This is a genomic window from Paenibacillus puldeungensis (assembly GCF_042678945.1).
GTDB lineage: Bacteria > Bacillota > Bacilli > Paenibacillales > Paenibacillaceae > Fontibacillus > Fontibacillus puldeungensis.
On the sequence record NZ_JBHTLM010000010.1, the window covers coordinates 99,488 to 114,284 of the forward strand.

At 48.5% G+C, this 14,797-nt stretch carries 14 protein-coding genes; 7 read left to right on the forward strand and 7 right to left on the reverse strand.

Annotated features, from left to right (window positions below; translation table 11 throughout):
- Window positions 1-186: 186 nt before the first annotated feature.
- From ACFQ3W_RS14905 to ACFQ3W_RS14920, 4 genes are read left to right on the forward strand one after another with little or no spacing between them, the layout of a single operon-like run.
- Complete coding sequence (locus ACFQ3W_RS14905; protein WP_379320028.1) at window positions 187-1,101, forward strand: proline dehydrogenase family protein; 915 nt, start codon at window positions 187-189, stop codon at window positions 1,099-1,101.
- 24 nt (window positions 1,102-1,125) lie between these two features.
- Window positions 1,126-2,694: an L-glutamate gamma-semialdehyde dehydrogenase gene (pruA, locus tag ACFQ3W_RS14910; protein WP_379320029.1), complete on the forward strand. Its 1,569-nt coding sequence runs from the start codon at window positions 1,126-1,128 to the stop codon at window positions 2,692-2,694.
- 37 nt (window positions 2,695-2,731) lie between these two features.
- Window positions 2,732-3,994: a Glu/Leu/Phe/Val family dehydrogenase gene (locus tag ACFQ3W_RS14915; protein ID WP_379320030.1), complete on the forward strand. Its 1,263-nt coding sequence runs from the start codon at window positions 2,732-2,734 to the stop codon at window positions 3,992-3,994.
- A 4-nt stretch (window positions 3,995-3,998) separates the two neighbouring features.
- On the forward strand, window positions 3,999-5,402 hold the full coding sequence (locus tag ACFQ3W_RS14920) for an NAD-dependent malic enzyme (RefSeq protein ID WP_379320031.1): 1,404 nt from the start codon (window positions 3,999-4,001) through the stop codon (window positions 5,400-5,402).
- 345 nt (window positions 5,403-5,747) lie between these two features.
- On the opposite strand, the gene ACFQ3W_RS14925 is transcribed toward ACFQ3W_RS14920, so the two are convergent.
- Window positions 5,748-6,359, reverse strand: coding sequence for a TetR/AcrR family transcriptional regulator (locus ACFQ3W_RS14925; RefSeq protein ID WP_379320032.1), 612 nt, complete (start codon window positions 6,357-6,359; stop codon window positions 5,748-5,750).
- 159 nt (window positions 6,360-6,518) lie between these two features.
- Between ACFQ3W_RS14925 and ACFQ3W_RS14930 the strand changes: the two genes are divergently transcribed.
- On the forward strand, window positions 6,519-7,406 hold the full coding sequence (locus ACFQ3W_RS14930; RefSeq protein WP_379320033.1) for an ABC transporter ATP-binding protein: 888 nt from the start codon (window positions 6,519-6,521) through the stop codon (window positions 7,404-7,406).
- Window positions 7,403-8,215 (forward strand): ABC transporter permease subunit, encoded by an 813-nt coding sequence (locus ACFQ3W_RS14935; RefSeq protein ID WP_379320034.1) that lies wholly within the window; start codon window positions 7,403-7,405, stop codon window positions 8,213-8,215. The genes ACFQ3W_RS14930 and ACFQ3W_RS14935 overlap by 4 nt, the downstream gene beginning before the upstream one ends.
- A gap of 370 nt (window positions 8,216-8,585) precedes the next feature.
- Here ACFQ3W_RS14935 and ACFQ3W_RS14940 read toward each other — a convergent pair whose 3' ends face one another.
- Both ACFQ3W_RS14940 and ACFQ3W_RS14945 read right to left on the reverse strand, forming a co-directional pair.
- Window positions 8,586-9,287: an ABC transporter ATP-binding protein gene (locus ACFQ3W_RS14940; protein ID WP_379320035.1), complete on the reverse strand. Its 702-nt coding sequence runs from the start codon at window positions 9,285-9,287 to the stop codon at window positions 8,586-8,588.
- The gene (locus tag ACFQ3W_RS14945; RefSeq protein ID WP_379320036.1) at window positions 9,287-10,408 is read right to left on the reverse strand and encodes an ABC transporter permease; all 1,122 of its coding nucleotides are present in this window, start codon (window positions 10,406-10,408) and stop codon (window positions 9,287-9,289) included. The genes ACFQ3W_RS14940 and ACFQ3W_RS14945 overlap by 1 nt, the downstream gene beginning before the upstream one ends.
- 455 nt (window positions 10,409-10,863) lie before the next feature.
- Between ACFQ3W_RS14945 and ACFQ3W_RS14950 the strand changes: the two genes are divergently transcribed.
- Window positions 10,864-11,280 carry a hypothetical protein gene (locus ACFQ3W_RS14950; RefSeq protein WP_379320037.1) on the forward strand — a complete coding sequence of 139 codons (417 nt, stop codon included), beginning with the start codon at window positions 10,864-10,866 and terminating at the stop codon, window positions 11,278-11,280.
- Between the two features lie 207 nt (window positions 11,281-11,487).
- Here ACFQ3W_RS14950 and ACFQ3W_RS14955 read toward each other — a convergent pair whose 3' ends face one another.
- The 4 genes from ACFQ3W_RS14955 to ACFQ3W_RS14970 all read right to left on the reverse strand — a co-directional run bounded on the left by ACFQ3W_RS14955 (window position 11,488) and on the right by ACFQ3W_RS14970 (window position 14,556).
- Complete coding sequence (locus ACFQ3W_RS14955; RefSeq protein ID WP_379320038.1) at window positions 11,488-12,009, reverse strand: PadR family transcriptional regulator; 522 nt, start codon at window positions 12,007-12,009, stop codon at window positions 11,488-11,490.
- Between the two features lie 93 nt (window positions 12,010-12,102).
- Window positions 12,103-13,125, reverse strand: a complete 1,023-nt coding sequence (locus ACFQ3W_RS14960; RefSeq protein WP_379320039.1) for an HAAS signaling domain-containing protein — start codon at window positions 13,123-13,125, stop codon at window positions 12,103-12,105.
- Window positions 13,112-13,459: a PadR family transcriptional regulator gene (locus ACFQ3W_RS14965; RefSeq protein WP_379320040.1), complete on the reverse strand. Its 348-nt coding sequence runs from the start codon at window positions 13,457-13,459 to the stop codon at window positions 13,112-13,114. The genes ACFQ3W_RS14960 and ACFQ3W_RS14965 overlap by 14 nt, the downstream gene beginning before the upstream one ends.
- Window positions 13,460-13,686: 227 nt before the next feature.
- Complete coding sequence (locus ACFQ3W_RS14970) at window positions 13,687-14,556, reverse strand: M23 family metallopeptidase (RefSeq protein ID WP_379320041.1); 870 nt, start codon at window positions 14,554-14,556, stop codon at window positions 13,687-13,689.
- Window positions 14,557-14,797 lie beyond the last annotated feature (241 nt).

Below are 14,797 nucleotides of genomic sequence, written 5' to 3' on the forward strand. Positions count from 1 at the left end.
TGAAACTTGGCAAAGGTTCAACTGACTAACGCCTTTTTTGGCAAAACTATACACTAAAACTGTTCATTTTTATACACTTTTTTAATAGCAAAAAAATATTTTGTTTATTTTCTATTCATCTATTGTTCAAATATTTAAAATATTGTATATTTTGTGTACAAAATCATATGGGAAAGGATGGGTTCTATGGAGGCTTTAATGAGAACTGTGTTCCAGGCCTTTGCCAAAAGCCAATCCGCCAACAAAATGGCCCGCAGATACGGCCTCAGGTTCGGGGCCAGCCGATTTGTCGCCGGAGAATCGATCGAGCAGGCGATCACCGCTGTGAAGGCGTTGGGTGATACCGGCAGAGAAGCTACGCTCGACCATCTGGGTGAGTTCGTATCCACAGAATCGGAAGCCAATCTGTCGACCGATATGTGTCTGCGAACCTTGGATGCTATCGAGAATTCACGGGTGAAGGCCAACCTTTCGCTGAAGCTGACTTCGCTTGGACTTGGGATCAGCGAGGAGTTGTGCGTCAGGAACCTGAAAACCATACTGGGCAGGGCCAGCATGTACGGTATTTTCGTCCGCATCGACATGGAGGATTACGTCCAATGCGAGAAGACGATTCGCATATATAAACAGCTGCGCCAGCAATTCGACAACGTCGGCGTCGTCATTCAAGCTTATTTATACCGCTCGCTCAAGGACATTGAAGATCTTAAAGAGCTTAAGGCCAATCTCAGACTCGTCAAGGGGGCTTACAAGGAATCGCCCAAGGTGGCCTATCCTGACAAAGCCGACGTCGACAACAATTTCAAAACACTCATTTCCACTCACCTCAAGAATGGCAACTACACCGCAATTGCATCACACGACCCGCAAATTATCGACTTCACAAAACAATTCATCAAAGAATCGAACATACCGCTTAGCCAATTTGAATTTCAAATGCTGTACGGCATCCGCGAGGAGCTGCAGCTTCAGCTCGCAAAGGAAGGCTACAAGGTGCGAGTTTACGTCCCCTATGGCAATGACTGGTTTGGCTATTTCATGCGCCGTTTAGCCGAGCGCCCGGCCAATGTCTGGTTTGTCCTGAAAAACCTTTTTAAATAAGCGATAGAAAAGGAGAATGTTCATATGAGCATAGCTGCAAAATTGGAAGCCTTCCGTAACGAACCCTTTACCGATTTTAAGCAGGAGGCGAGCAAGCAGGCTATGGAAGCGGCCATCGCCAAAGTCCGGTCCGAACTCGGACGGGAATACCCCCTTCACATTGGGGAGGAGCGGATTTACACCGAAGACAAAATTCGGTCCGTGAACCCGGGAAACCTTGACGAAACGATCGGGTACATGAGCAAAGCTAATCAGGAGCTGGCTGAGAAAGCGATGCAGACGGCGCTGAGTACTTTTGAAACGTGGAAAAAAGTCCCGGCAAAGGAACGCGCAGCGTATTTGCTGAAGGCTGCCGAGCTGATGCAGGAGCGTAAAGCTGAATTCTCCGCTCTGATGGTGCTGGAGGCCGGAAAAAACTACGCTGAGGCAGATGCCGATACGGCGGAAGCCATCGATTTTCTGAACTTTTATGCTCGTGAAATGATCCGTCTTAGCGAAATTAATGAAACGATGCCTTTGACCCAAGTAGAAGGCGAGGACAATCGCCTTACTTATATTCCGCTGGGCGTTGGCGTCATTATCCCGCCCTGGAACTTTCCGCTCGCTATTTGCGCCGGGATGACCTCCGCAGCGATCGTCGCCGGGAACACCGTGCTGCTCAAGCCAGCCTCAAACACACCGGTCATCGCCTATCATTTCGTCCAGCTTATGGAGGAAGTCGGACTACCTGCAGGGGTACTGAACTTCATTCCGGGCAGCGGCGCCGAAGTGGGAGACTATTTGACGACCCACCCAAAAACCCGGTTTGTAAGCTTCACCGGCTCCAAAGAGGTCGGCCTGCGCATCAGCAAGCTGGCGGCCGATACCGCGCCTGGGCAGATTTGGATTAAGCGTTTGGTTGCCGAAATGGGCGGTAAAGACGGCATCGTTGTAGATGAAACCGCCGATCTGGACGCGGCAGCGCAAGCGATCGTCTCCTCAGCCTTTGGCTTCCAGGGGCAGAAATGCTCCGCAGGGTCACGCGCTTTTGTCGTCGAGGAAGTGTATGACCAGGTAGTAGAAAAGGTTGTACAACTGACGCAGCAGCTTCGCGTCGGACTACCGGAGCACAATTTCCCGATCGGACCGGTCATTGATGAAGGGTCATTTCAAAAGATTCTCGATTATATCGAAATCGGCAAGCAGGAAGGGCAGCTTCTCTGCGGCGGCTCAAAGGCCGAAGGCAACGGCTACTATATCGAGCCGACGGTATTCGCCGATGTTTCGGGGAACGCGCGCATTATGCAGGAGGAAATTTTCGGTCCGGTGCTGGCAATCGGCAAGGCCAAGGACTGGAAAGAAGCAATCGAACTATACAACGATACGGAATTCGGCTTGACGGGCGCCTTTTTCTCTCGGGATGAGGACCGGATTGCCGAGGCATTGGACACGATGCACTGCGGCAACCTGTACGTCAATCGGAAATGTACAGGCGCGTTGGTTGGAGCGCATCCGTTCGGCGGCTTCAATATGTCCGGCACCGACTCCAAGGCGGGCGGCTACGACTATCTGCTGCTGTTCACGCAAGCCAAGCTGACCTCCCGTAAAAAATAAAAAGCCAGTCTGCTGGCTATAAAAGGGGACAAACGTCATGAATGTGAGCCAAAAAAGCAAGGAGAACAAAGACGTTTTTACCAGTACGCAGGAGGTCATCCGAACCGCGCTGCAAACGATGAATGAGCCTCCCGCGATGTACGATTTGCTGAAGGAACCGATGCGCATGCTTACCGTACGGATTCCTGTGAAAATGGATGACGGTTCGGTCAAGGTGTTTACCGGCTACCGCGCCCAGCATAATGACTCAATCGGGCCGACCAAAGGCGGCGTAAGATTCCATCCCGATGTGACGGAGGAGGAAGTCAAGGCGCTGTCGATGTGGATGAGCATCAAATGCGGTATCGTCAACCTGCCTTACGGCGGCGGCAAAGGCGGCATTCCGTGCGACCCGCGCACGATGTCGATGCGGGAGCTGGAGGGGCTGAGCCGGGGATATGTCCGGGCGATCAGCCAAATCGTGGGGCCGACCAAGGACATCCCCGCGCCGGACGTATACACCAACGCCCAAGTTATGGCGTGGATGATGGATGAGTACAGCCGAATCCGCGAGTTTGATTCTCCGAGCTTTATTACCGGCAAGCCGATCGTGCTGGGTGGCTCATATGGCAGAGAATCGTCTACCGCACTAGGCGTCACTATCGTTTTGCAGGAAGCGGTAAACATGGCCGGCATGAACGTAAAAGGGTCCCGCATCATTATTCAGGGATTCGGCAATGCCGGCAGCTTCCTCGCCAAATTCCTGCACGATGCCGGAGCGATTATCGTCGGAATTTCCGATGCACGCGGGGCTTTATATAATCAGGAAGGGCTCGATATCCTCGAGCTGCTGGATAGACGGGATTCGTTCGGAACGGTATCTCACCTGTTCCCGGATCGCATTACGAACCAGGAATTGCTGGTAAAGGAGTGCGACATCTTAATCCCGGCAGCGATCGAAAACCAAATTACAGAGCAAAACGCGCATGAAATAAAAGCAAAAATTGTGGTTGAAGCTGCCAACGGGCCGACAACCTACGCAGCTACGGAAATCTTAACGGAACGCGGCGTGCTGATTGTTCCGGACGTACTAGCCAGTGCCGGCGGTGTTGTGGTTTCCTACTTTGAATGGGTGCAGAACAATCAAGGTTACTATTGGCCACTTGAGGAAATTAACGAGAAGCTGGCCAATATCCTGACTTCCTCCTTTCAAAAGGTGTACCAAACCGCGCAAACCAGGGGGATTAATATGCGGCTGGCGGCTTACATTGTCGGCCTAAAGAGAATTACGGAAGCTGTAAAATGGCGGGGGTGGATTTAAATTTATGGCACAAACGCTCATCATTGTCAGGTTGGAGCTGGATCATGAACAAGCCAGCTTTGGAGATGTCGCCGGAGCAATCAGCCAAGCCGGTGGAGATATCACCTCCATCGACGTGATTTCTTCGGGCAAGGGATCATCCATTCGCGATATTACGGTAGATACGGGAGACCAAGAAGAAGCTACCGTGGTCCAGGCGCTTCGCAAGCTGCAGGGAGTAAAGCTGATCAACGTCTCCGACCGCACCTTCCTCATGCACCTCGGAGGAAAAATAGCGATTGAGCCAACGCTGCCGATCCGCAATCGCGACGATTTGTCCCAGGTCTACACACCTGGCGTGGCCAAGGTTTGTGCTGCGATTCATGAGAGTCAGAGTAAGGCTTATTCATTGACGATTAAACGCAACACGGTAGCCGTCATTACCGATGGGACGGCCGTGCTTGGGCTTGGCGATATCGGCCCCTACGCGGCTGCGCCGGTTATGGAGGGCAAAGCCATGCTGTTTAAGCAGCTTGCCGGGGTCGATGCGTTCCCAATATGCCTGGATACGACCGATTCAGAAGAAATCATTCGTACCATTAAAGCGGTAAGCCCAATTTTTGGTGGCATTAACCTGGAGGATATCAGCTCTCCACGCTGTTTTGAAATCGAGCGGCGGCTGGCGGAGGAACTGGATATTCCGGTATTCCATGACGACCAGCACGGAACCGCAGTCGTGGTCACCGCCGGGCTGATCAACGCTCTAAAGGTTGTCGGCAAGGAGATGAACGAAGTCCGGGTTGTGGTGAGCGGAGTTGGGGCCGCAGGCGTCTGTATCTGCAAAATGCTCCTTGCCGCGGGGGTAACGAAGCTCGTTCCCGTCGACAAGGAAGGAGCGATCGTGAACGGCGGCAAGTACGACCATCCGATGTGGCAATGGCTGGCCGAGCAACCTCAAGTGGAGAAGCAGCCGGGCTCCTTGCAGGAGGTCCTGCGCGGCGCCGATGTATTTATCGGTGTATCTACCGGCGGACTGCTTACCGGAGATCACATCAAGACGATGAACGAGCGGCCGATTGTATTTGCTCTTGCCAATCCAGTGCCCGAAGTTAAACCTGAGGAGGCGCTGGCGCATGCAGCCGTCGTGGCTACCGGGCGCAGCGATTACCCGAACCAGATCAACAATGTGCTCGTATTCCCTGGCGTGTTCCGCGGAGCGCTGGACTGCCGGGCTAAGGAGATTAACGAGCCGATGAAGCTGGCGGCGGCTGAAGCGATAGCCTCCGCAGTTTCGGACATGGAGCGGAATGAACAATACATCATTCCGAGTATTTTCAACGATCACGTCGTTCCGCTTGTTCGCAAAGCGATCGTTCAGGCAGCCATCGCCACGAAGGTGGCCCGGAGAATCCCACCGGATTTCCGGTAATATCAGCCCCTTTTCCGGTAGGATCGACCTCTCCTTGAGTTTAATTGTAAAATGTACATTTAAATTCACACATTTTTGCTCATTTTGCTATTTAGCTGCATTTTGTACATTTAATTCTTAGTAAATTTGCAATTTGGGGCCGCTGTACCCCCATTAGATGCACTTTTTACATTTATTTATAGGCTATGATCAATTTCAGCAAGTTTAAGTGTATAGATTGCAATTACTACGACTATCAGAGATACTTCGGCAACATAAATAAGCGCGACCGTTCTATGCAAAAAAACAGCAAATAGCCGTAATGTCGCGGGTTCCGCAGCATTACGGCTTATTTTGTCTATCTACCTATTCCGTCTCTGACGGTTCCCGGCCACAGATCCCATAGAAAAACACATGCACCAATTCCTCGAAAATTTTCTCGACATTCCCCATCTGCTGAACGGTTTCCATCAGCTGTTTGGATTGATCCAGGAACATCTGAATATACAAAATGACCGCCTCGGAGGATACCTTGTCCGAAACTTCCCCTGTTTTCTTCCCATCCTCAATTAATCGCATCATGAGCGGCACCGCTCGCTTGGTGTATTCCTCTTCAATGTAATGGAACATTTCCTGGTCGTCGATGAGGAGTTCCTTAATCATATGTAGGGGAATCGTTTTGTAAGATTCCTTCTCCATTAACAAAAGATATTGGAGTTTATCTCGAAAGGTTAGGGCATCATTGTTCAAGCATTCCTCAAATTCGCGAAGGCTTCCTTCCACATAGTCCTTGAGGACCTCATGCAGCAAGCCCTCTTTACTGCCGTAGTAGTTATATATCGTCACCTGCGAGACCTTGGCGGCCTTCGCAATATCGGCGATGCGTATCCGTCCGGGTTCCCAGGTTTTGAGCAATTCCAGCGTCGTATTTTTGATTTTCGCCTTGATTAAAGAGGCCCTCTTTTCGAAACCGTTCATCTTTTTCTCGTTCACTTCCTGTATATTAATTTATATTATGAAATTAATTTATAAATATATTTCATAAAATCATTGACCAGTGAGAATTCTAGGTATATTATAACATATGAAATAAATTATTAATATTATTTCACGGTTTTTACTTTTGGAGGTGCTCTCATGTTAACCGTTCAGGATTTAACGAAACGTTTTTCAAATGGGAAGGGCATTTTTGACGTGACCTTTTCGGTCCATAAAGGCGAGGTATTTGGCTTCCTGGGTCCTAACGGAGCCGGTAAGTCCACGACGATTCGCCACATCATGGGGTTTATGAAGCCGGATAAGGGAGTTGTGAAGGTAAACGGACTGGACACCTGGAAAGAACAAGGCGCAGTTCAGAAATATATCGGGTATCTGCCTGGAGAAATATCTTTTATCGATGGGATGACGGGTAAATCGTTTCTCGAATTCATGGGGAATATGCAGGGGATGAAGGATACGTCCAAACGGACCCAGCTTATCGAGCGCCTGCAATTTGATGTGAACACGCCGATCCGCAAAATGTCCAAAGGGATGAAGCAAAAGGTCGGCATTGTCGCCGCACTGATGCATGATCCGGAGGTGATTATTCTGGATGAGCCGACATCCGGGCTGGACCCGCTGATGCAGCGGATCTTCATCGATATCGTACTGGAGGAGAAGGCGCGCGGCAAAACTTTCCTCATGTCCTCACACAGTTTTCCGGAAATTGAGCGTACCTGCGATCGGGCGGCCATCATTAAGGATGGTAAAATCATTACCGTGAAGGATATCCATGAGCTGCAGTCGATGCAGCGAAAGCTGTTCCAGGTTGTTTTTGAAAATGAATCTGATGCTAGTGCTTTCCTGGCCTCGGGTCTGCCGATCGAATCGCATGACGCACACCGTGTGATCGTCGCTGTTCAGGGCAACTACAATGCATTCATCACTGAAACGGCAAAATACAACGTCCGCAGCATCGATGTGTTTACCCAAAACTTGGAGGATATCTTCATGAATTACTATGACCGAAAGGAGAATCTGCAATGAACTTCTCCCTTTATAAACAGATGATGAAGGTCAATTTAAAAGGAATTATGAACTATGCCTTCGGCTCGGCATTTTATATTTTGCTTATGTTTTGGCTGTACCCCTCCATCGCGGGAAATACGGATGCCATCAATGAAATGATTAAGGCGATGCCGGAAGGGGTAGGAAACGCTTTTGGTTTGCAGGGCGGCTTCAGTACTGCCGATTCGTTCATTTCCGGGGAGTATTACGAGCTGATTCTCGTGATCATCCTCTCCATCTTCTGTGTCGCCGTATCGACGCATCTCATGGCGAAGTTAGTAGACCAGGGCTCCATGGCCTACTTGTTATCCACCCCCACCACACGGGGGAAAATCGCCTTTACACAAGCCAGCGTTCTAGTGACCGGGCTGTTTACGATCATGGCTGTTACTACAGCGGCCGGCTTCATCGGAAACGCCTGGTTTCTGAAAGGAAAAGTTGCGTTGAATGAGGCCAAATTTTTAGAAATCAATCTGATGGCGTTTCTGCTGTTTTTCGCTGTCAGCGGCATTTCGTTCCTGGTTTCCGCGGCTTTGAACGATGAGAAGCAAGCGGTTGGCCTTTCCGGCGCGTTGACCTTCGGATTTTTCACCTTAAACCTGCTGGGTAAAATCAGCGACAAAATCGAGTGGATGCGAAACATCTCCATCTTCTCCTTGTACCGTCCTAACGAGATCGTAAGCGCTAATGCTAGCTGGGGCCTACCCGCCGTCCTATTAACGCTCATCGGCTTAGCCACCTTTGCAATCGGCATCCAGCTATTTCGCAAACGGGATCTTCCTTTGTAAAGAGGTGCATAGGGTGGTATGCCGCCCATGATGTAAGCCTGTACCCGCAAGATTAAGTTGAGTAGATGTATAAAGTGCAGCTATTTTCAGCCCTTTCGCCCCATTTGTAGGTTTAGTTGTGAAACATGCATCTAAAATAGGGGTGAATGCAGACTGTTGCCTACTTTCGGCGTTATAAATGTACTTTTTACATCTACTTGGTAGAAAAAAAGTTATTCGTTCCAATTAGATGTACAAAGTGCAACTACTGCACCGCCAGCAAAAGGTTGGACTCTAGCCAGTGTTACTGGGTCCTAGAAATTCCCCACTAACCCCAAATAAAGCCCTGTTCGCAATGAACAGGGCTTTATCATTAGGCTATTCTGACGGATCAAACGGTCACTAGCTCCGGCTTTTTCGCCGCAGGCGTCAGTTTTCCATCCTCCATCCGGTACACCTTGTCGCAGTATTGGAGCATGCGCTCGTCATGGGTAACCATGATGCCGGCTTTATTTTTCGCCTTCACCTCTTTAGCAATCAGCTGTACGACCTCGTGCGCTCTTTGGGTATCCAGGCTGGCCGTGGGCTCGTCCGCCAAAATGACCGAAGGATTGTTCATGAAGGCGCGGGCGATCGCCGTGCGCTGACGTTCCCCGCCGGACAGCTGATCTGGATAATTTTTCAGCTTGTTCCCAAGACCCAGGTCTTCAAGTAATTCCCTGGCGTATTTTTTATCGCTTGCGGTTACTTTTCCGCTCATTCTTTTTACAACCAGCAGTTGGTCAAGCACATTCAAGTAAGGCACCAGGTTGGAGGTTTGAAGAATAAACCCGATTTCCTTCAGCCGAATACTTGATAAAGCGTGTGGTTTTAGCTTAGTCAGATCCTGACTGTTTAACCTCACTTCCCCTTCCGACGCTTGAAGCAAAGCCCCAGCAATCGATAGAAACGTACTTTTGCCTGATCCGGAAGGACCGATGACCGCAATAAACTCACCCTGCTCAACGGTAAGAGATATCTTGTTCAGAGCCGTGATTTGGCTCACGCCTTCCTGATAATATTTAGAAACATCACGAAGCTGAATTCTTGACATTATTCAACCCTCCCAATCGCTTGCAATGGATCAATTTTTGTAATTTTTCGAACTGACATTAAAGAGCTAATAACAGATATGGCAAGCAGTACTAGCGCATAAACAACAACCAGCTTTGGATCCAGCGCAAACGGCATACCTTCCGGCAAAATCAATGCCGTGCCATAAGTTAATAGGATACCGATGGCAATACTGACCAAGGACAAAAGGAACACTTGAGATACGATGGCTTTGCCAAGGAAACCGTTGCTTGAGCCGATCGCCTTCATGATTCCGAATTGATTCGATTTTTGGAGCGTCAGCACATAGAAAAATACGCCAAGCACGAACGCAGAAATAGCCAGCAGGAAGACGAGCATCATCATAATGGTACCGTTCTCTTCCTTATATCCGGGCAGTCCCTTTACCGCTTCCGCCTTCGTTGCAACCTCAATTTTTGAAATGGCGCTTTCTATGGAGGATGCGCTGATATCTTTGCCCTGCAGCATAACAGCATTCACCGGATCTTTGATCCCTTGATCGGACCCTGGTGCAGCAAAGTGTATGGTGCGCCATTTGCTCATATCTGCAAAAACGACCGGTACGTGATTGTATGTTTCGTTGTGGACAAAACCGGCGATCTTCATCTGCTCCGGCGAACCTTCCAGCGTTAGTGTGTCGCCGAGCTTGTAGCCCTTATCCTTTAACGTGTCATTGACGATGACTTCATCCGGTTTATCTGCACTTAGCGGATTTCCCTCTACAATTTTCGGTTCCAAAAAGCTGCCCGGCTCGATCCCCAAAATAGTAATGTCGACCTTCTCATCATCCGCGGAAGCCGCCTCCTTAAGGATGGTCGCTATCGAGCCGCCCATCGGGGCTGCAGCGGTGACACCCTGCTGCTGCTCCAGCTCCTTCACTAGCGATTCGCTAAGCATCGACCGGCTCATGGAAGCTCTGGAGCCCTTCTCAAAAGTGACGAAATCAGCTTTCATATTTTTGAAGGAAGCCGCGCTTAGCGTGGACAGGCCATTGCCTAGTCCGGACAAAATAAATACGAGCCATGCAATAAGAACGGTAATGATCCCGATCATCAGAAAACGAAATTTACCATGCTTTAGTTCTTTTAATGCAAGAAACAAGGCGATTCACTCCTCTACGAGTTACATAAATGTTAAATAGTCACGTCTGACTAATGAGAAAAATATACACCACTTTTTTCATATAGTCAAATATGACTATTCTCATTATGACTAGGTGATTAAAGTAAAAGCTCTCCCTACGCAGGTAACCAAATTATGGCTTCGCCTTTTCCTCAGGTTGGACTTTCAACAACTGGATTATGCATTCTGCTAGGCACGCATAATAGAAAAGACGAGAAAAGGTACACCCCGGCAATAACACCGAATTAATGCGGCTGTACGTGTTATTCTCGCCTTTTCCTATGATCCATACTGACACGGTAATATGTTCATATAACATAGTCTTAGTGACAAGGATGTGGTATTTTTTTCCTTTACATATATAGTAATTTAATTTATTATATGGTATTAATATAATCTGGTGTAATATAATATATTTCAAGGAGGATTTATCTATGAAAGGTCGTTTTAAAGCATTGCTTCTGGCACCAATCATGCTATTTTCGATTACTGGCTCAGCCTTTGCAGAAGATGCGATAATTTCCAACAACGGCGAAAGAATGCCTTTAAGTGCTAATGTCCGCATTTCTGAGGGCTTAAAAAATTCTGCACCGCCAGTTATCTTACCAAATCAATTGACTGTTGTTTCTGAGAACATAGGGATTTTAAATTTACAAAAAAACATTACAGTTTCAAGAGACTTCGCTGCAAATGAGACTATTCCCTCATCAATTATCTATTCTGAGGACAACGGATCTCAAGGCAGATGGGGAGGAACTCTATCAAGAACAAACGATCCTGCGCCTGTACCACTTGCAGGCGGGGGACTTAGAGTTTATTACAAAGGTACCGTTTATAAGGATATAAACTAAAAAAATCTGCTCATACGCTTCGGCTTGCTTTCAGGCAGGTTGCGAAGCAGATTCTTGTCTTTCACCAAATGGATAATGCGTTCTTCTAAAACACGTAAAACAAAGAGGCTGCCTCAAAAGTAGTGACTCGAGACAGCCTCTATTCGATATGGTGACCATTGATAGCGGACATACAGCTCGAAGGCCTCTATTCTCCATTTTCTTCGCTTACGAATGATTGAAAAAATCCGACTCCACCGTTTGCTCCAGGAAAGCGATCTCTGCCTCAAGCATCGTGATTTTATGCTTAATGGCCAGATTCACTCCCGTTACATTACCGTGCGAAGGCGTTTGCTGCAGCTCAGCAAGCATTTTCTTATCTTTATCCAGCTTCTGGCGCAAGGCAGATCGCGCCTGGTCCCCCGGAAGATGATTAATGAACATAAGCCCGATATCCCCGCGATAATTGACGGTCTCGGCAGAGGACAGGTTATTGATCAGTAATTTATAAAAATACTGTTTTCCCTGTTCGTTGATCGAATACACCTTTCGCGGCGGCCTGTTCCCTTCTTGCTCCGTCTGGACTTCGATATACCCTTGCTGGCTAAGTTTATCTAATGTCGCATACGCGGTCGGCTTCTTCATATCTGTAACCGTGCTTAGATTTCTCTCGATAAATTCGTTGATTTGATAGCCATGCTGGCTTTGCGCCATCAGCAAACCGAGCAAAATGAGCGATCGATGCTCCATACCTACAGGCCTCCTTTCTGAACTTCATTATAGCGAATCAAGATATAGAGCGCCAGCAGAAACAGCTACTCCTGGAATACGGACTGGCATACACTATTTCGCAGATTGCTTACGAATGCCCGCTTTACGAAACCCTTGATAAGCGTCTACAACCGCCCCAATCAGAAAAGCAATGACCACCACCCAAAAGAACGAATAGGATGATAGGCTGCCATCGGATAAGCTAGTCAGGCCGAAAATGTCCTCCATTTTTCTCAAAAATACCGGGGAGAACAGTTGTGGATGGCTGATCATCTCTGCTAACAGCACTAAAGTTACGCCGTGAGTCGCCGCATTAAGCACCGCAATCGGAAAGTTCCATTTGCCGACGATCCACTTGTATACCCCTAGAGCAACGCCAAGAGCCAGGATCAACACGATAGATGGCCAATAAGAGAGCAGAACATCCTGATTAAAAACAGGGGCCGTTAGCTTTAATCCGGCTCCTCCGTTCTCATAAATCCCAAGCAGCCGGTCGGCATTAAAATATACGCAGCCGAAAATGGCCGTCCACAGCAGGCCGTAGAACACCTCTTTTTTAGGAATAACCTTTTCCTTAGGAATGTAGCGAACATTTTTCAAATCGTCCGGTGTCCATTCTTTCCGGCTGCCCTTGGCAGACGCTAGACCTCCTGAACCACTGCGCTCCAGAATAACAACCACAAGCGTGATCCAGAACACACTTTGGACTCCGGCCTCCACCATCCCCCATACGGCCTTTTCGACTAAAGCTGTGAGGTTCGTAACATTCACCGGATTTCCGGAATAAGACAAAAGCTGGTCAGCTATCAATGATATCAAAGTAACCGCTGCGACAATCGGCAAAATGATCTTCAAGAGCTGGATGTAATAAGCATAATAGCGCGGCCCGATCAGGTACATCGGCTGATCCTTGTACTCGCTTGCGAGGACAGCCGGATCCCCCAGCTTCGTCAAAGCTTGCTTCACTTCCTCCTCCCCATAACCATCCGGAAGCATATCCTCAATCGTCGACCGCAGTTCCAAAGCGATATCGTCTCGGCTCCGCTCCGGCAATCTTCGTACGACTTCCTCAATGTACAGCTCAATCAGATTCATCGTTTCTCTCTCCCTTTAACAATGTGGACAGCTCCTGGGAGGTCTTCTCCCACTCCAGCTTCAACTGTTCAAAAATGTCCAGACCATAGCTGCTCAGCACGTAATACCTGCGCGGCCTGCTCTCCGACGTATCCCAGCTGCTCGTGACCAGTTCCTGCTTCTCCAGTCGGCGCAATAACGGATACAACGTACTTTGATCTATCGTAATCCCTGATTTTTCGAGCAACTGGACCAGGGAATATCCATACTGAGGCGTTCTCAGCTGGCTCAATACCGCTAATGTCAGCGTTCCTCTCCGAAGCTCCGTAATTAAGGAATTCAGTAAAGGATTCATCCTTTCACCTCTCTGTTGGTATACTGTGTGTCGTACACCATGCTTTATACTATGCATCATACACTATTGTTGTCACAACAGCAAATTGAATTTTCAAGTATACGAAAAAAAAGACAGCCGTCAGACTGTCTTCTTCCGTTTTATGAAGGTTATAAGTGCTGAAAGCATCGTCGGTACTTGCGTTTACCGCGCTTTTTGCCCGCCGTAATTGTTCGATAAGCCTTTACCTATCGGTTGGCCTCCCACCAGCGCAGATATGGATAAGGGTCAATTGCTTTCCATGGCGCAGGGCTTGTCTGATAAATTCCAAAGTGCAGATGAGGTACGAATTTGCCGGATGTGCCTACCGGACCATAACCGGTGCTGCCGACATAGCCGATCAGTTGGCCTTTTGTCACTTTGCTGCCTGTGCCGATGCCGCTCGCATACCCCGCAAGATGCGCATAATAAAAGGTGGTAGAATCATCGGTGCGAACGGTAAGCCGCCAGCCGCCCAGTTCACTCCAGCCATAGTTGATCACCTGACCATCTGCCGCGCTATATATTTTCGTCCATTCCTCGGCGAAAATATCGACGCCTTCATGCGACCGCTGCGCTGAGCCGCTGGCGGCCCAATCCCGCCCTTCCCCAAAGTTGTTGACGAGCGGACTGTACGTGCCCTTTGCTAACGGGAACAAAGCGTCTACATAACGCGACGGTTGGGTCACCGCCGCATCCGGAGTAGACTGTACCCCGGCTGGAAGCAGAATCTGCAAACCCGTCCATATGTTATTCGGATTTGATAACTGCGGATTTGCTTGAATGAGGGCGTCTAATGAGCAGTTTAATTTTTGGCTGATCAACCACAACGTTTCTTCGTTCTGGACGGTGTATGTGGTTGGTCCCGGCACCTGCAGTATTTGACCGGGATAAATAGCATCACTTGATAGCTGATTCATTGTTTTCAGTTGTGTGGTAGTGAACTGATACGCAGTTGCGATTTTCCATAGTGAATCACCTGACTTCACGGTGTAGCTAGCCGCGTGGGAAGCGCTACCAAAAAGCAGTGTGCCTGTAATCGCCACCGCAAGCCCCAGCGTCCATTTCCTTTTAATCATCGAAGTTCAACCCCTATGCTGTTTGATGATGGACTGACTCCATGGTACCTAAAAAACAGCAAGAGTTTAAGCGGTGGATTTTGGAAATAGATTCATGTGTAAAAAAATATTGGATAAAATTTTAGATAAAATACCGGCATATGTATTTCACATGCATAAAACAGGAAATATTGCCCACCTTAAGCAGTGAATTTCCTGCAGGGAGGGTCCCATGGATTTAGCGTGGATATGGAAATCGGCT